The organism is Bradyrhizobium australafricanum (assembly GCF_020329495.1).
GTDB classification, from domain to species: Bacteria; Pseudomonadota; Alphaproteobacteria; order Rhizobiales; family Xanthobacteraceae; genus Bradyrhizobium; species Bradyrhizobium australafricanum.
This window is the reverse complement of the sequence record NZ_JAGKJL010000006.1, coordinates 94,593-112,448: the sequence shown is the minus strand read 5'-3', so window position 1 is coordinate 112,448 and position 17,856 is coordinate 94,593. Positions and strand designations below refer to the sequence as shown.

Sequence of the window (17,856 nt, the reverse complement as noted above, 5' to 3'; positions counted from 1 at the left end):
GATGGCGCGACGGTCACCGGTCAAGGTCGTCGGCAGCCGCCTCGTGCAGGCGCTGCCCGTGATCCTGCTCGCGACCTTCATGGTGTTCGCGCTGCTCAAGCTGGTGCCCGGCGACATCGCCGTGACGCTGGCGGGCGACAACGCGACCGACGCGCGGATCACCGAGATCAGGAAGATCTACGGCCTCGACCGCCCGTTCCTGGTGCAATACGGCGCCTGGCTCGGCAACGTCGCGCAGGGCGATCTCTCGCAATCGCTATTGACCGGCGAGAAGGTCGCGGATTCGATCGGGCGTGCGTTTCCGAACACGCTGCTGATCGTCGTGATCGCGCTGGCGCTGGCGCTGGTCACCGGCATCCCGATGGGCGTGATGGCCGCGATCAAGCCGAACGGCTGGATCGACAAGCTGATCAGCATGCTGGCGTCGCTCGGCGTCGCGGTGCCCGGCTTCTGGCTCGCGATGATCCTGGTGGCGGAATTCTCGCTGAAGCTGAACTGGCTGCCGGCGACCGGCGCAAAATCCTTCAGCGCCTCGCCGGTCGATGCGATCAGGCATGCGCTGCTGCCGGGCATCGCGATCGCGGCCTACGGCATGGCCGAGGTCGCGCGCCAGCTGCGCGGCGCGCTGCTGGAGGTGCTGTCGTCGCAATATGTCCGCACCCTGCATGCCAAGGGGCTGTCGATGTCCCGCATCCTCTGGCAGCACGGCCTCAAGAATGTCGGCGTCAATCTGCTCACCATCATCAGCCTTTTGGTCAACCGCATGCTGGCGGCGACCGTGGTGATCGAGGCGGTGTTCGCCATTCCCGGCCTCGGCAGCCTGATCGTGCGCGGCGCGATCCAGCGCGATTTCCCGATCGTGCAGGGCGTCGTCTTCACCATGGTGGTGGTTGTGATCGCGGTGAATCTGATCACCGATTTGCTCTGCGCCGCGGTCGATCCGAGGATCGAGCAATGACCGAGGTGGCGCTTGCACCCCTGAAGGCACCGGCGAGGCCGACGCGGCTGCGGCGCTTCGCGCGCTGGCTCGCCGGCGACCTCCGCGCCGCGCTGTCGATCCTGGTGCTCGTGGTGCTCGTCGTCGTCGCAATCGGTGCACCGTGGATCGCGCCCTATGCGCCGACCGCGCAGGACGTCAACAACATGCTGGCGCCGCCGGGGCCGGCGCATCTGCTCGGCACCGACGACCTCGGCCGCGACATCTTCTCGCGTTTGATCTACGGCGCGCCGGCCACCGTCTATGCCAGCCTGCTTGCGGTCGGCGTTGCGGTCCTGATCGGGCTGCCGGTCGGCCTCATCGCCGGCTATTTCGGCGGCTGGATCGACGACATCATCAGCCGCATCATCGACACCTTCCTGTCGTTCCCCGCCATCGTGCTGGCGATCGCCGTCACCGGCGCGCTCGGCATCGGGCTCACCAACGGCATGATCGCGGTCGGCATCACGATGTTTCCGGCGCTGGCGCGCATCGTCCGCGCCCGCACGCTGATCGTGCGGCAGGAGCTCTATGTCGATGCCTCCAGAGGCTTCGGCGCGCCGACATGGCATGTGCTGTGGCGGCACGTGCTGCCGAACACGCTGCAGCCGGTCATCGTGCAAGTGACGCTCTTGCTCGCCGCTGCCCTCTTGGCCGAAGCCAGCCTGTCGTTCCTCGGCCTCGGCATCCAGCCGCCGGACCCGAGCTGGGGCGCCATGCTGGCGCGCGCCTATCAATACATGGAAATCGCCCCGGAGCAGATGTATGCGCCGGGTCTTGCCATTCTCGTCGTCTCCCTGGCGTTCAATGCGCTCGGGGAATCCTTGCGTGTCGTGCTCGATCCGACCATGAAGGATCGCTAGGGTACAAATGCTGATGGGATGCCGCGCGCTCATCACCTCGCCCCGCTTGCGGGGAGAGGTCGAAGCCGAAGCGAAGCGTAGGCTTCGGGTGAGGGGGAGTCTCCGCAGGCGAGCTCGCGGAGAGTCCCCCTCACCCGAAATTCGCGCTGCGCGCAAATTTCGACCTCTCCCCGCAAGCGGGGCGAGGTGAGCAAACTTACGGAACCGATCATGTCCTTCAAGAAATTGCTGATTGCCAACCGCGGTGAGATCGCGATCCGGATTGCCCGCGCCGCTGCCGACAGCGGCATCGCGACGGTCGCGATCTATCCCGCCGACGATGCCGCCTCGCTGCATGTCCGATCCGCCGACGCCAGCCACGAGATTCCAGGCCGCGGCGCGCGGGCCTATCTCGACATTGAGGCGGTGGTTGCGGCGGCCAAGGCCGCAGGCTGTGACGCGCTGCATCCGGGCTACGGCTTCCTCAGCGAGAACACGCAGCTCGCGCGGCGCTGTGCCGAGGAGAAGATCACCTTCGTCGGCCCGTCGCCGGAGGCGCTCGATCTGTTCGGCGACAAGGCCAAGGCAAAGGCGCTGGCAAAAAAATGCGGCGTCCCGATCATTGCCGGCACTTCAGGCGCGACCAGTCTCGACGAGGCAAAGGCGTTCTTCGCCGCGCTCGGCGCCGGCGCCGCCGTGATGATCAAGGCGATCGCCGGCGGCGGCGGGCGCGGCATGCGCGTGGTCGAGGACGCGGCCAGGCTCGACGAGGCCTATGCGCGCTGCCAGTCGGAGGCCAAGGCGGCGTTCGGCAGCAATGCCGTTTATGTCGAACGGCTGATCCGCAAGGCGCGCCATATCGAGGTGCAGATCATCGGCGACCGTCACGGCGCGATCAGCCATCTCTGGGAGCGCGAATGCACCATCCAGCGCCGCAACCAGAAGCTCATCGAGGTGGCGCCGAGCCCGTCGCTGAGCGAGGGAATGCGCGCGCGCATCATCGAGGCGGCAAAGCAACTCGCGACCGCCGCGCGCTATGACAATCTCGGCACCTTCGAATTCCTGGTCGATGACGAGGCCGGCGAAGGCGAGGGGGCCTTCGCTTTCATCGAGGCCAATCCGCGGCTCCAGGTCGAGCACACCGTCACCGAGGAGGTGCTCGGCGTCGACCTCGTGCGCGCACAGCTCGCGGTCGCCGCCGGCGCCACGCTGGCCTCGCTCGGCCTCGCGCAGGCGGCGGTGCCGCTGCCGCGCGGCTATGCGATGCAGCTGCGCGTCAACATGGAGGTGATGGACGAGAAGGGAGTGACAAAACCGACCGGCGGCACGCTCAGTGTGTTCGACCTGCCGTTCGGCCCCGGCGTTCGCGTCGATACGTTCGGCTATTCCGGCTACCGGACCTCTGCCGCGTTCGACTCGCTGCTGGCAAAAGTCATTGTGCATTCGCCGAGTTCAAAATGGCCCGACGTGGTGCACAAGGCATCGCGCGCCTTGCGCGAATTCCGGATCGGCGGCGTCGCCACCAACATCCCGTTCCTCGGTGCCATCCTGGCGCATCAGAGCTTTGCGCGGAACAAGATCAGCACCAACTTCATCGATACCCATGTGGCGGCGCTGGTCGGCGCGGCGCAGGATCTCGCCGCACCGTTGATTGAAGTGAGCGAGGCGGCTGCGACCAAGACCGGCGCCACTGAGGCGCCGCCCGAGGGATCGCTCCCGGTGCCCGCGCCGCTGCAGGGCACCATCGTGGCGATTGAGGTCGCGGAGGGCGATCTGGTCCGGCCCGGCCAGCAGATCGCGGTGCTGGAATCGATGAAGATGGAGCATCTCGTCACCGCGCCCCATGGCGGCCGGGTGACCAGGATCGCGGGTGGCATCGGCGTCACCCTGATGCATGGCGAGCCGATCCTGTTCTTTGAGCCTGCCGAGGTTGACGGCCATCACGCGGCGGAAGAGACCGCGATCGATCTCGATCACATCCGGCCTGATCTCGCCGAACTGATCGCGCGCAAGGCGATCACGCTGGACGAGAACCGCCCGGCCTCGGTCGAGCGCCGCCGCAAGACCAACCAGCGCACCGCGCGCGAGAACATCGCGCAGCTGGTCGATGAGGGTTCGTTCGTCGAATACGGCTCGCTCGCGATCGCGGCGCAGCGCCGCCGCCGCAAGGTCGAGGACCTCATCAAGAACACCCCGGCCGACGGCCTGATATCAGGCGTCGCCACCGTCAACGCCAAGGATTTCGGCGCCGATGGCGCGCGCTGCATGGTGATCTCCTACGACTATACCGTGCTCGCCGGCACCCAGGGCCATATGAACCACAAGAAGATCGACCGCATGCTCGGCCTCGCCGAGCAGTGGCGCATGCCGCTGGTGTTCTACGCCGAGGGCGGCGGCGGCCGTCCCGGCGATACCGACCGGCTCGGCATGACCGGCCTCGACGGCCCGTCCTTCGTGCAGTTCGCAAAACTCTCCGGGCTGGTGCCCGTGGTCGGCGTGGTCTCCGGCTATTGCTTCGCCGGGAATGCCGCGATGCTCGGCGTCTGCGATGTCATCATCGCCACCAAAAATGCCTCGATCGGCATGGGCGGTCCGGCGATGATCGAGGGCGGCGGGCTCGGCGTCTACCATCCGGCCGAGGTCGGCCCGGTCTCGTTCCAGTCGCCCAACGGCGTGATCGACATCCTGGTCGAGGACGAGGCCGAGGCGACCATGGTGGCGCAGAAATATCTGTCCTACTTCCAGGGCGCCGTGCAGGACTGGAAGGCGCCGGACCAGCGGCTGCTGCGCCGTGCGATCCCGGAAAATCGCCTCCGGGTCTACGACATTCGTAACGTGATCGACCTGATCGCCGACGAGGGCTCGGTGCTGGAGATCCGCAGGGATTTCGGCGTCGGCATGATCACGGCCTTCATCCGTATCGAGGGCAAGCCGTTCGGCCTGATCGCCAACAATCCAAAGCATCTCGGCGGCGCGATCGATGCGCCTGCCGGCGACAAGGCCGCGCGCTTCATGCAGCTGTGCGACGCCTTCGACATCCCGATCGTCTCGCTCTGCGACACGCCGGGCTTCATGGTCGGGCCCGAGGCAGAGAAGACCGCGATCGTGCGCCATGTCGCGCGGATGTTCGTCACCGGCGCGAGCATCACGGTGCCGCTGTTCGGCATCGTGCTGCGCAAGGGCTATGGCCTCGGCGCACAGTCGATGATCGGCGGCGGCTTCCACGCCTCGTTCTTCACGGTGGCGTGGCCGACCGGCGAGTTCGGCGGCATGGGTCTCGAAGGCTATGTCCGCCTCGGCTTCCGCAAGGAGATGGAGGCGATCGAGGACCCGGTCGAGCGCGAGAAGTATTTCCAGACCAAGGTCGCCGAGCTCTACGCTAACGGCAAGGCGGTCTCGATCGCCTCGGTGCTCGAGATCGACGAGGTGATCGATCCCGCCGACACCAGGCACTGGATCATGGCCGGCCTCCGCTCGGTGCCGAAGGCCGAGCCGCGGACCCACCGCAAGCGGCCGTGTATCGATGCGTGGTAAGCGAAGCTGGATGTGTAGGATGGGTAGAGCGAAGCGAAACCCATCAATTCTCTATCCGCGGCGCAAATGATGGGTATCGCTTCGCTCCACCCATCCTACGGGATGTCGTCCTGGCGAAAGCCAGGACCCATTACCCCGAATCATAGTTGTTGCGCGACGCTGGGGTAGCGATCCCGTTCATCACCGAATGCGGTGGTTATGGGTCCTGGCTTTCGCCAGGACGACAGTGGTGGATGGCGCAGGCGTCTGGTGTCACCGAGAGAGTTAGACCGGACAGCCGAGACAGCTACCCCAACCTCAACTCCGCATACCCCTTCGCCGCCACCTCGTCGCATCGCGCGCGATATGCCGGCGCGCTGCCGCTGTAGCGGGCGACGATGCGGGTCTGCTTGCCCTCGACATTGCGGTTGATGCCGGTCATCCAGGAATCGACCTCGTTGGAGAGCAGGCCGACGCCGAGCGCCTTGACATGCTCGGTCCAGTCGGCGGTGCCTTCGGGCGTGGCGTCGAGGAAGATCAGGCCTCTCGCTTTCGCGAAGCGGATCAGCCCGGTGACCCAGTCCACGCTGTATTCGATGCTGCGCGGGATGTTGCCGAGCGCGGTGTGGGGGCCCATCAACATCAGCATGTTGGGGAAGCCGTCGACCATCAGCCCGAGATAGGTTTCCGGGCCGTGCGTCCATTTCTCCTTCAGCCGCGCACCGTGTGCGCCGCGGAAATCGATCCTGTCGAAGCTGCCGGTGATGGCATCGAAGCCGGTGGCGTAGATGATGATGTCGAAGGCGTAGTCCTTGTCGGTCGTCCGGATGCCCTCGGGCGTGATCCGCTCGATCGGCGTCTCCTTGATGTCGACCAGCTCGACATTGTCGCGGTTGTAGACCTCGTAGTAGAAGGTCTCGAGCGGCAGCCGCCGCGTGCCGAAGCCGTGGTTCTTCGGGATCAGCATCTCGGCGACCGCCTGGTTCTTCACGCGCTGACGGATCTTGCGCGCGACGAAATCGCTGATCGTGGCATTCGCCGCGCGGTCGATCAGGATGTCCTTGAAGTTGCCCTGCCAGATGCCGAAGCCGCGCTCGCCATAGAGCTTCTCGTAGAACGCCTCGCGCTCCTCCGCGCTCACCTCGAACGCGCCGCGCGGATCGGGCGTATGCACGAAGCAGGCGAAGGTCTCCTTGCAGCGCGCGAAGATCTCGGGATAGCCGGCCTTGATCCCGGCTTGCGTCTCGGCTTCGATCTTGCCGTTGTGCAGCGGTGCCGCCCAGTTGGCGGTGCGCTGGAACACGGTGAGATGCCCGACCTCGCCGGCGATGGTCTGGATGGTCTGGATGCCGGTCGCGCCGGTGCCGATCACGGCGACGCGCTTGCCGGTGAAATCCACCTTCTCCTTCGGCCAGCGCGCGGTGTGGAACGATTGGCCCCCGAAATCATCGCGGCCCTCGATGCGCGGCAGGGTCGGCGTCGACAACGGGCCGATCGCGGTGATCAGGAAGCGGCAGGAGTGCTGCGCGCCGCTTTCGAGCGTGATCTGCCAGCTTCGCGTGTCGTCCTGGTACATCGCGGACGTGACGCGGCTCTCGAGCTGGATGTCGCGGCGCAGGTCGAACTTGTCGGCGACATAGTTGCAGTAGCGCAAGGTCTCGGGCTGGCCGGCGAAATGCTCCGACCATTCCCATTCCTCGAGCAGCTCCTTCGAGAACGAGTAGCCGTAGGAATAGCTTTCGGAATCGAAACGTGCGCCGGGATAGCGGTTCCAGTACCAGGTGCCGCCGACGCCGGTGCCGGCCTCGAACACGCGCGCGCTGAGACCAAGCTCGCGCAGCCGGTAGAGCTGGTACATGCCGGACAGGCCGGCGCCGATGATGATGACGTCGTAGTCCAGCGCAGCCGTCTGGGCGATGTTGTCTTGGCGCAATTCGGCCACCTGTCGTTGCTCCCTGATGGATTGGTTGCCGGCAAGGCTAACCGGTCTTCCTGCTGCCGACAAACATCGCGGAGCGGGGCAGCTATCGGGATTTGCCGGGTGCGTCGGTCCGCGCGCATTCCGCGCGGCGGACTGTCCGCCCTGCGGCTTTACTCGGCCGCGGGATTCCCTCTATCGTCGGCCCGACACAACGATCGCCCGCCAAGCGGCGACGGAACCTAACGGGAGTGAAGCGATGGGAGAGGCGCTGCGCAGGCCGACGTCCATAGACGTCAGCAATCCCCGGCTTTATCAGGACGACACTTGGCGGCCGCTGTTCGCGCAGCTCCGCCGCGACGATCCCGTGCATTACTGCGAGGCGTCGGCCTACGGCCCCTACTGGTCGGTGACGCGCTACGACGACATCTTCACGGTCGAGCTGGATCACCAGAACTATTCGTCGGCCTCCGAGCTTGGCGGTATCCAGGTCGCGGACCAGCCGAAGGGGCAGGAGCGGCCGAGCTTCATCCGCATGGACCCGCCCGGCCACACCGCGCAACGTCGCACCGTGGCGCCGATCGTGGCACCGTCGAACCTTGCCAATTTCGACACCCTGATCCGCAAGCGCACCTCAGCCGTGCTCGACGCGTTGCCGCGCAACGAGACCTTCGACTGGGCCGAGCGGGTCTCGGTCGACCTCACCAACATGATGCTGGCGACGCTGTTCGATTTCCCCTCGGAAGACCGCGCCAAGCTGACCTGGTGGTCGGATGTCGCGATCGCCAACGTCGAATCCCCCGACGCGGTGGTGCATTCGGAGGCTGAACGCACCGCCGAGCTGGTCAAGATGGGAGAATATTTCCGCAAGCTGTGGGACGCGCGGGTCGATGCGCCGCCGACCTTCGATTTGATCTCGATGCTGGCGCATTCGGAGGCGACGAGGAATCTGGAGCCGCGCGAGTTCATCGGCACGATCGGGCTCCTGATCGTCGGCGGCAACGATACCACGCGCAACTCGATGTCGGCCGGGCTGATGGCGCTGTGCGAGAACCCGGAGCAGTTCGAGCTGGTCCGAGCGAGGCACGAGCTGATCCCGAACCTGGTGTCCGAGACCATCCGCTACCACACGCCGGTGCTGCACATGCGCCGCACTGCACGCAATGACGTCGAGCTTGCCGGCCGCCGGATCAAGAAGGGCGACAAGGTCGTGATGTGGTACATCTCCGGCAACCGCGACGAGGACAAGATCGAGCGTGCCGATGAATTCATCATCGACCGTGCCAAGCCGCGCCAGCATCTCGCCTTCGGCGCCGGCGTCCACCGCTGCGTCGGCGACCGCCTGGCCGAGCAGCAACTGCGAATCCTCTGGGAGGAGGTTCTGGCGCGCGATCTGCGTTTTGAGCTGATGGGCCCGCCGCAAAGGCTCTATTCCAATTTCATCCGCGGTATACGAAGCTTGCCGGTGAGAATCGTCGATTGAATCCCATCCGTCATTGCGAGGAGCGAAGCGACGAAGCAATCCACCTTTCCGCTTGGGAAAGCATGGATTGCTTCGCTTCGCTCGCAATGACAGAAGTAGAGACTTCAAGGAACAAGAATGAAGAACGATCCCGTTGACGTCCTGATCATCGGCGCCGGCGCCTCCGGCGCTGCGGTGGCCTGGAGCCTCGCCGATACCAAGATGCACATCCTCTGCCTCGATCAGGGCGGCTGGATGAATCCGGCCGAATATCCGAGCACCGAGCGCGACTGGGAGGCGAAGTTCTACGGCGAGTGGTCGTCGAGCCCGAATGTCCGCAAGCGGCCCGAGGACTATCCGATCAACGACGACAATTCGCCGATCAAAGTCGTCAACTTCAACGCCGTCGGCGGCTCGACGGTGATGTACACCGCGCACTGGCCGCGGCTGCATCCGTCCGACTTCAAGGTGAAGACGCTCGACGGCGTCGCAGATGACTGGCCGATCGACTACGACGCGCTCACCCCGTTCTTCGAGGAGAACGATCGGATAATGGGCGTCTCGGGCCTGTCGGGCGATCCGCTGTCGCCGCTGAGCCACCCGCCGATGCCGCAGCAGCCGCTCGGGCTATCCGGCCCGCTGATCGGCAAGGCCATGAACAAGCTCGGCTGGCACTGGTGGCCGTCGGACACGACCGTGGCGACGATGGATTACGAGGGCAGGGCGCGCTGCATCAATCTCGGTCACTGCACGCCGGCCTGCGCGCAGGGTGCCAAGGCCTCGACCGACATCACCTACTGGCCGCACGCGGTCCGCGCCGGGGTCGAGCTGAAGACCCATTGCCGGGTACGCGAGATCCTGACCAACGAGCACGGCATGGCCTCCGGCGTGGTCTATTACGACAAGGACGGCGTCGAGCAGTTTCAGCCGGCCGAAGTCGTCATCATCGCCTGCAACGGTGTCGGCACGCCGCGGCTGCTGCTCAATTCGGTGTCAGGCAAATTCCCGAATGGCCTTGCCAACTCGTCGGGCCTGGTCGGCAAGAACCTGATGTTCCACCCCTATGCGCAGATCTACGGCTTCGTGAAGGAGCCGACCGACAGCAACCGCGCCCCGCCGACCTGCCTGTGGAGCAAAGAGTTCTACGACACCGATCTGTCGCGCGGCTTCGTCCGCGGCTACGGCATCCAGTTCGGCCGCGGCGCCGGGCCGGTGTTCGAGGCGGTCGCGAGCGAGCAGAAGGGCATCCTGCCCTGGGGCAAGGATCATCACCGCGTGTTCCGCAAGCTCAACGGCCATCGTCTCGCGGTATCGGCGATCTGCGAGGATCTGCCGGAGGAGCACAACCGCGTCACGCTCGATCCCGTGCTGAAGGACAGCCACGGCATCCCTGCGCCGAAAATCGACTACACGATCAGCGCGAACAGCCGGAAGATGATGGACCATGGGCTGGCGCGCGGCCGGGAGATTCTCGAGGCCGCCGGCGCCACCGACATCTGCATCAACGATCCGATCCCGTGGGGCGGCTGGCATCTGCTCGGCACCGCGCGGATGGGCACCGATCCGGCGCGCTCCGTGGTCAACGAATGGGGCCGCTCGCACGACGTGAAGAACCTCTTCATCGTCGACGGCAGCATCTTCGTCACCTCGGGCGGCGTGAACCCGACCTCCACCATCCAGGCCCTTGCGCTCTACATCGCCGACCAGATGAAGCAGCGCCTCGCCAATCTGTTCGACTGAGACCGTCAGAGACCGACATGTCTGATAGCAAAGAACTGACCGTAGCCCAGCGCGCCGATCTGCGCACCGTCGCCGCGATGATCGTTCCCGAAAGTGACGAGTACAAGGTGCCGGGGGCGGACGACGCCGCGATCCAGGCCGACATGCTGGCAACGCTCGGCCGCGACACCGCGCTGGTTGCGCGGGCGCTGGATCATCTGGCCGATCTCGCCGGCAAGCCGCTCGCCGAACTCGACGATGCCGGGCGCGATGCGGTGGCGCAGGAATTTCGCGCCCGTGGTGGCGCGGCCGCGGCGACGCTCGTCCGCGTGGTGCTGCAGTGCTACTACCGCGACGACCGCGTGCTGCGCTCGCTCGGCCTCGAGCTGCGCGCGCCGTTCCCCAAAGGTCATGTGCTGCCGGAGGGCGACTGGTCGCTGCTCGATCCGGTCAGGGAGCGCGGCGGGGTGCTGCGGCGGGCGCCCTAGCCGACCGGGCAGGTAACCACTTGCGGCGCGGGGAACCGGTCACCATCTGAGGAGACCAAAGGACTCTCGCCATGCTGGATATTACCTCAGATGCCGCCGGTGACACGCCGTCACCGCGAACGGCCGATGCTGCCCGGGATAACGACCGGGCCTTGCTGGATGCCTATTCCAATGCCGTGATCGACGTCACCGACCGCGTCGGCCCCGCCGTGGTCCGGGTCGAAACCGGGCCGAAGGTGCGCAATGCGCGCGAGCGCGGCGGCCTCGGCTCGGGCATCGTGATCTCGCCAGACGGGTTCGTGCTGACCAACAGCCACGTGGTCGGATCGTCGAAGGAGATCCGGCTGCGCGACACCGAGAGCTTCGTCACCGATGCGCATGTGCTCGGCGTCGATCCCGACACCGATCTCGCCTTGCTGCGGGCCGATGGCGCGCGCGATCTGCCTTACGCGTCGCTCGGTAACTCCAAGACGCTGCGGCGCGGCCAGCTCGTGGTCGCGATCGGCAATCCGCTCGGCTTCGAATCGACCGTTACCGCCGGCGTGGTCTCGGCGCTCGGACGTTCGATCCGCTCGGTGAGCGGGCGCACCATCGAGGACGTGATCCAGACCGATGCCGCGCTCAACCCCGGCAATTCGGGCGGGCCGCTGGTGTCGTCGAAGGGCGAGGTGATCGGCATCAACACCGCGATCATCAACGGCGCGCAGGGCATCTGCTTTGCGGTCGCCAGCAACACCGCGCAGTTCGTGCTGTCGGAGATCATCCGGCACGGCTATGTCCGCCGCGCCTATATCGGCGTCGCCGGGCAGACCGCGCCGGTGCCGCGGCGCCATGCGGTGCTGGCCGGGGTCGAGAACAAGATGGGCGCGCTCCTGATGCAGATCGAGCCGGACAGCCCGGCCGCGCGCGCGGCGCTGCTGCCAGGCGACGTCGTGATCAGACTCGACGGCATCGAGATCAACGGTGTCGACGATCTGATCCGCGCGCTCGACCACAGCCGGATCGACCGCACCCTGTCGATGGACGTGCTCCGCCTCGGCCGCCTGCGCGCGATCGACATCCACCCGATCGAGCGCAAGCCGGCGAAGCAGTGAGAAGCGCTTGCTGATATCAGCCCCTCATGCTGAGGAGCCGCCAACGGGTCCGCGCAAAGCGCGGCCCGATGACAGGCTCCGCGGCGTCTCGAACCATGTGGCCCGACTGGGGCCTCATCCTTCGAGACGCGCGTTCCGCGTTCCTCAGGATGAGGAGTGAGGCAGGACTGTGCCGAAACTATCGCAGCGCCGCCAGCAGCTCGTCGCCGGCACCTCGCGTTCGGCGTCGCGGCATCGTCCGCCAAACTGCGCCTTCGCCATTCGACGGATGCCGCCAGCAGCCGCGTAGAAATTGTTTCCGACCGCTGCGTGGTCGTGCGCGTAAGCGCTTCCGGCTAAGCGATCGTGTGGATCGACCGTACCAGGGCGTGTACTCAAAAACGTGCAAAATGTCGGGTCTTGAAGGCGAAGCGGAAATCTTGTGCTGGTCCTGAGCCTTACCGGTTGTGACCCTTTGCATACATTGCTAGCGAAGCTGCCGATGTCTGCGAATGACCGAGGCGAATAGCAGAGCGGACATCAATGGTCGTCGTAACGGACGCCGTCAGGTGTTCGTTATCCCGATAAGTAAGGTTTCCCCATCGACATAAGCGGATGAGGGTCAGCACAGGAAAGAAGACAACAGAATACGGAAGTCGCGGTCGGAGACCTGCGCGAACAGGGCGGAAGAGCCGAGGAGGATCAGGGCGCGAGAAGCGCCGAATGTAGAAAGAGTGAATAGAGTGTGAGAGTAACGGCGAAGGATAGGCTATTGTAGGGATTCGGCTATGGCGTGGACGAAGACGGACGATGACTCTATCGTCGATAGCGGCGGCAAGGGAATAAATGACGAGCACAAGCGCTTTGTGGACGATTACGCGAACCCTCATGCGTGGCTACTGACGGCGGACAATCTGCATGAACAGGCGGCAGCAATTTACAGTCGCCGGAGTGGATCAAGCATTCTAACAAGACGGAATGCGAAAGGAGAAGTGCTTCAGGAGACGCGCGGGGTGGACAAGTCGGTCTTTCTGCTCGGGGGCTTCGCGTTAGAGAATGCGATTAAGGCGTTCCTCGTCTACGAGAACCCCCACTGGATCTCAAACGGAAGGCTGTCTGGCGAGCTCAAGTCGCACAAATTGACAGGTCTGCGAGGGCGTTCAAAACTAATCCCATACAAGAGAACCTACACGCACGTGCTGGAAGCCTTCGAGTCCGGTCTGGATTCGTGGTTCCGGTACCCCTGCGCGCTCACGATGCAGGACACGCAAGAAGGGCAGAATTTGTATGATCATTTGTGGCTCGGCTACACCAAGCTCATGAGCGCATACGGCAAGACGCTGGTGACACTTCTGGATAAGGAATGGAAAGGGCCACACGGCAGTCACGGCTGCTGGAAGGTGCGAGGGGAAACGCTAGGATGGCGCGGCAAAGCTCTGCCCCCGCAGTATCGTCGTCCAAACCGTGGCATAGTGCGGTAAAGGACACACGGCGATGTTCTTCGAGGCGCTGCCGCCGGATATGGTGACGATCCTGAGAGGGGGCTCGAGCTGGGATATTTACGCGACCGGCGAAGTCGATCTGAAGGACGGCGAGACTCTCGAATTGCTTCTCGCCGAACAGCGTATCCCTGACGGGTCGGAGCTGTTTATCGATTCATCCGGAGGGAGCCTTGTCGGCGGTATGAATCTCGGGCGGGTTATTCGCGCTCATGGACTCATAACGCACGTGGGCAAGAAGGGCCCCCGCGAGCGTGATTTTCAGAATACGCTGGACGGCGAATGCATGAGCGCGGCGGCGCTCGCTTTCCTCGGCGGGGAATTTCGTTTCGTCTCCGGCAAATCCAAGTATGGCGTGCACCGGTTCACCTTGAATGACACGTCTCCGCGCGCTGCCGACGATGCCCAAGTGCTGGCCGCATCCGTGGTCGAATACATCCGATCAATGGATGTCGATGTCGAACTGTTCTCACTCGCTTCGGACTTTCCCTCAGACGATATTTTCGAGGTACCGCCGGATACTATGAAGCGTCTCCGCGTCGTGAATAACGGGATAAAGGCCGCCAAGTGGACCACCGAGAGTTACGATTGCATGCTCTACCTGAAAGGTGAGCGAGACACGATATACGGGATACAAAAGTTTATGCTGGTGTTTCCTTCGAAGGGAAACATGTTCTTCTATGTGATCTTCGGCGGCGGCAAAGACGCCGAATCAATTCTCCAGATGGAAACGGACCAACTCTCAATTGACGATGAAATCATTCCATTACATGAGCTCCGCGTGTCGCGGGTTAATGACAACGGGCTCATAAACGCCATGTATCAAGTAACGCCCGTAATATTGGGCAAGCTGCGAACCGCCAAATTGATTGGCTATCATCTGCAATACTCAACACTCGCCGCTATGTTTGTGGGCTTCGACAGCTTTCCATTTGAGGAGGGCGCGGCAAAGCTGGCCGGATTAATCGACGTATTCTTCAGAGAGCGTGGCCTTGATGAGTGGACCTTGCCTCCAGCTACCTAAGTGAACTCGGTGTGGATTACTCCAAGGGAAGTCGCGCGATCGCCTTTGCTGCGTCTTCCTCGGTGCCAGCAAGATCCTTGCAGCTTTTCAGGATAATGACCGGTTGGACCCTGTCATTTGTCTGCTTCATCTTGGTAATCTGAGCCAACGAGCTCTCGAGCATCTTTTGGTATGGCGCTCCGGTTTCCGGATATGTGATCGAGCCGGCGAGCATGTAAACACGGCTGATGCCGTCGAAGCTCGCACTTGTTTGAGCGTCCTTTTTCTCTTTGGGTGCTTCCTTGTTAATCACGGCGTAGAGCAATCCGCATTGAGTCAGGCGCACTGACACCATTTGGTATAGCTTGATACGTTGATCCAGTGGGTATTTCGTGACGGCAGCTCGTGCGTTCCACAATACGTCAATGGTCATGGAAATTTGATACGCTCTATGAATGGGTGGACGCTCCTGTGCGAACGCAAATAAGTGAAAGCTAAAAAATAGAATTGCCGCCAGAACGCTGCGCATGGTCTGCCCCCTCAATGCTTGAAAGCCTACCTCAAGTGGAAAAAGCGGCGCCAGCAAAATGAAATTGCGCAGGGGCCATGTCTGCAAGTGGCCCTCTCTGACTTGCGACAAAGTTCGCTTTCGCGCTCCTGTCAGGGCCCATAGCAGACATCCAACGCGCGTGATCCGAGCCGCCTCGATTTATGAGTACACGCTCTGGATAGTGACAGTCGATTATCTCCACGTCCTCCGGACCCGCGTCGGTCCACCTGAACACGACGCGCCATTGGTCATTGATACGGATCCCGTGCTTACCCGCCAGGTCACCCTTGCATGGCATGGTGGGCGCGAATTGTTGGCCGCAATCGCGACGGACGCGCACGCTGTTGCGTAGGCGACGTGGCGCTCTCAAGATTTCGGAATAATGGAAGATATCGCTGATTTGCCCGACATGTCAAGTTGCTTGTCCGAGGGCCGGCGGCCGCCCATGCTACTTTGCATGGGGTTGTTTTCAATATTTTGGAGGCGCGCTCCTTCGAAGGAGGTTCACCTGCAGTGGTGGCGGTAAAGGGCACTTCGAATGCGACAGCATCGGAGCCGCCTGAGGGGTCTTTCTCCGCGGATAGAGACCGTCGCGGACTGCGCATAGCCGCGTTCTTGAAGGACGGCGGCCCGTAGGCCGCCTATGGCCACCTTCTCCCACAAGGAGAGAAGGGAAGAGGACCTCGCGCGCTACCGCAGCGCCGCCAGCAGTTCGTCGGGCTGCTCGACCATCATCATGTGACCGGCGCCCGCGAGCACCACAATGCGGGCGTTCGGCGTCGCGGCGGCGAGTGTCTTGCCGGCCTTGGCCGGGGTCATCATGTCGCGCTCGCCAAGGATGAAGGTCGCGGGCACCTTGACCGCGGCAGCAGCCGTGAGCGCGTTCTGGTAGGCGTTGCAGGCGTTGAGGTCGTTGTACAGCACGCCCGGCTTCGCCTCCTGCAGCACCCGCTGCGCGCCCTGATGCATCCACAGGCCGGGCGCGAGGCTGCCGCCGAGCCCGGCCTTGAAGCCGAGGCCCCAGATCGAGACCATGTCGATCGCAGCGACGTCATTGGCCTCGGCGGCCTTCAACAGATCGGGGCCGACCGTCATGGTCGCGGCGGTGCCGATCAGCGCGAGGCCGGAGACCTTGTCGGGATGCCGCGCCGAGGTCTCGATCGCGATCAGCGAGCCCATCGAATGGCCGATCAGTCGGGCCTTCGACGCGCCGGCTGCCGTGATCAGCGCCGCGATCCAGTCGGCCATCTCGGCGATGGTCGGGAGCGGCTTGCCGGCGGAGCGGCCATGGCCCGGCAGATCCGGCGCCAGCACGGAAAAACCGTGATGGGCGAACCAGCGGCTGTGCAGCGCCCAGGTCGAGGAATCGAAGCCGGCACCGTGGATCATCACCACCGCCGGCAGCGACGGATCGAACGGCTTGCCGCCGGTCGCGATGAAGGTGTCTGATCCGTTCACGGAAAGCTGCATGGCGCTCAAGTCCTTTGCGAGGCGCGCAGCGCCTGGCCGAGATCGTCGATGATATCCTGCGCGGTTTCGATGCCGACCGACAGCCGCACCAACTCCTCGCCGATGCCGGCGGCCTTGAGCTGCTCGGCATCCATCTGCTGGTGCGTGGTGCTGGCGGGATGGATTACCAGCGTCTTGGCGTCGCCGACATTGGCAAGATGGCTGATCAGCTTCAGGGACTCGATGAACTTCTTGCCGGCGGCGCGGCCGCCCTTGATGCCGAAGCTGACGATCGAGCCGGCGCCGCGCGGCAACAGCTTCTTGGCCAGCGCGTAATCCGGATGCGTCTCCAGCGAGGGATGCAGCACCCAGTCGACCGCCTTGTTCGCGGCGAGGGCGTCCAGCACCGCATGGGTGTTGCTGACGTGGCGGTCCATGCGGACGCCGAGCGTCTCGATGCCCTGCAGCAGCTGGAAGGCGTTGGTCGGCGACAGGCAGGCGCCGAAATCGCGCAGGCCCTCGGTGCGGGCGCGCATGATGAAGGCGGCCTTGCCGAACTGCTCGTCGAAGACGATGCCGTGATAGCCGGCATAGGGCTCGGTGAGCTGCGGGAATTTGCCGGAGGCGCGCCAGTCGAACCGGCCGCCGTCGACGATCACGCCGCCGATCGCAATGCCATGGCCGCCCATCCACTTGGTCGCCGAGTTCATCGTGATGTCGGCGCCGAGCTCGATCGGCTGGCTGAGATAGGGCGTCGCAAAGGTGTTGTCGATCAGCAGCGGGATCTTCGCATTATGCGCGATCTCCGCGACCGCCGGGATATCGAGCACCTCGAGGCCGGGATTGCCGATGGTCTCGCCGATCACGAGGCGGGTGTTCGGCTTGATCGCGGCACGGAATTCGTCGAGCGCACGCGGCTTCACGAAGGTCGTGGTGATGCCGAACCGCGGCAGCGTGTGCGCCAGCAAATTGATGGTGCCGCCATAGAGCGAGGCGGAGGCTACGATGTGATCGCCGGCATTGAGCAGGGTTGCGATCGCAAGATGCATCGCGGCCATGCCGCTGGCGGTGCAGATCGCGCCGACGCCGCATTCGAGCGCGGCGATCCGCTCTTCCAGCACCGCGGTCGTCGGGTTCGAGATGCGGGTGTAGATGTGGCCGGCGCGCTCCAGATTGAACAGCGCCGCGGCATGATCGGCATCCTGGAACACGTAGGACGTGGTCTGATAGATCGGAACCGCGCGCGCGCCGGTCGCGGGATCGGGGCGCTGGCCGGCGTGCAGGCTCAGGGTTTCGAAGGCAGGCGGCTTGGGTGCGGGCATGCGAAACTCGTCAGGTCAGTCGATGGGAATGGTGGGTTGGCG

General features: G+C 64.1%; 13 protein-coding genes and 1 pseudogene. 9 read left to right on the top strand and 5 right to left on the bottom strand.

Going from position 1 to position 17,856, the window contains the following annotated elements; all coding sequences use genetic code 11:
• The first annotated feature begins 1 nt into the window (after position 1).
• The 3 genes from J6525_RS07860 (at position 2) to J6525_RS07850 (ending at position 5,352) form a co-directional block, all read left to right on the top strand.
• The gene (locus J6525_RS07860; protein WP_057015154.1) at positions 2-958 is read left to right on the top strand and encodes an ABC transporter permease; all 957 of its coding nucleotides are present in this window, start codon (positions 2-4) and stop codon (positions 956-958) included.
• Positions 955-1,839, top strand: a complete 885-nt coding sequence (locus tag J6525_RS07855; protein ID WP_028343670.1) for an ABC transporter permease — start codon at positions 955-957, stop codon at positions 1,837-1,839. Before J6525_RS07860 ends, J6525_RS07855 begins: the two co-directional genes overlap by 4 nt.
• Positions 1,840-2,049: 210 nt before the next feature.
• Positions 2,050-5,352: a carboxyl transferase domain-containing protein gene (locus J6525_RS07850; RefSeq protein ID WP_225643407.1), complete on the top strand. Its 3,303-nt coding sequence runs from the start codon at positions 2,050-2,052 to the stop codon at positions 5,350-5,352.
• A 286-nt stretch (positions 5,353-5,638) separates the two neighbouring features.
• Here the strand turns inward: J6525_RS07850 and J6525_RS07845 are convergent, their stop codons facing one another.
• Complete coding sequence (locus J6525_RS07845) at positions 5,639-7,273, bottom strand: flavin-containing monooxygenase (RefSeq protein WP_225643405.1); 1,635 nt, start codon at positions 7,271-7,273, stop codon at positions 5,639-5,641.
• 235 nt (positions 7,274-7,508) lie between these two features.
• Between J6525_RS07845 and J6525_RS07840 the strand changes: the two genes are divergently transcribed.
• From J6525_RS07840 to J6525_RS07815, 6 genes are all read left to right on the top strand, one after another.
• Complete coding sequence (locus J6525_RS07840) at positions 7,509-8,732, top strand: cytochrome P450 (protein ID WP_225643404.1); 1,224 nt, start codon at positions 7,509-7,511, stop codon at positions 8,730-8,732.
• Positions 8,733-8,849: 117 nt separating this feature from the next.
• Positions 8,850-10,451, top strand: coding sequence for a GMC family oxidoreductase (locus J6525_RS07835; protein ID WP_225643401.1), 1,602 nt, complete (start codon positions 8,850-8,852; stop codon positions 10,449-10,451).
• Positions 10,452-10,468: 17 nt separating this feature from the next.
• Positions 10,469-10,918 (top strand): hypothetical protein, encoded by a 450-nt coding sequence (locus J6525_RS07830; RefSeq protein ID WP_225643399.1) that lies wholly within the window; start codon positions 10,469-10,471, stop codon positions 10,916-10,918.
• 71 nt (positions 10,919-10,989) lie between these two features.
• Positions 10,990-12,012: a S1C family serine protease gene (locus tag J6525_RS07825; RefSeq protein ID WP_225643397.1), complete on the top strand. Its 1,023-nt coding sequence runs from the start codon at positions 10,990-10,992 to the stop codon at positions 12,010-12,012.
• Between the two features lie 767 nt (positions 12,013-12,779).
• On the top strand, positions 12,780-13,472 hold the full coding sequence (locus J6525_RS07820) for a hypothetical protein (RefSeq protein WP_225643395.1): 693 nt from the start codon (positions 12,780-12,782) through the stop codon (positions 13,470-13,472).
• Positions 13,473-13,485: 13 nt separating this feature from the next.
• Positions 13,486-14,514, top strand: a complete 1,029-nt coding sequence (locus J6525_RS07815) for a COG3904 family protein (RefSeq protein ID WP_225643393.1) — start codon at positions 13,486-13,488, stop codon at positions 14,512-14,514.
• A gap of 16 nt (positions 14,515-14,530) precedes the next feature.
• Here J6525_RS07815 and J6525_RS07810 read toward each other — a convergent pair whose 3' ends face one another.
• The 4 genes and pseudogenes from J6525_RS07810 to J6525_RS07795 form a co-directional block, all read right to left on the bottom strand.
• Entirely contained in the window at positions 14,531-15,109 is a 579-nt protein-coding gene (locus J6525_RS07810) for a hypothetical protein (RefSeq protein WP_225643391.1), read from the bottom strand.
• Positions 15,110-15,224: 115 nt separating this feature from the next.
• A pseudogene (locus J6525_RS46925) lies at positions 15,225-15,332 on the bottom strand (type II toxin-antitoxin system RelE/ParE family toxin); the annotation flags it as partial.
• 401 nt (positions 15,333-15,733) lie between these two features.
• Positions 15,734-16,513, bottom strand: a complete 780-nt coding sequence (locus J6525_RS07800; RefSeq protein ID WP_225643389.1) for an alpha/beta fold hydrolase — start codon at positions 16,511-16,513, stop codon at positions 15,734-15,736.
• Positions 16,514-16,518: 5 nt separating this feature from the next.
• Positions 16,519-17,814, bottom strand: a complete 1,296-nt coding sequence (locus tag J6525_RS07795) for an O-acetylhomoserine aminocarboxypropyltransferase (RefSeq protein WP_225643387.1) — start codon at positions 17,812-17,814, stop codon at positions 16,519-16,521.
• Positions 17,815-17,856: the final 42 nt, after the last annotated feature.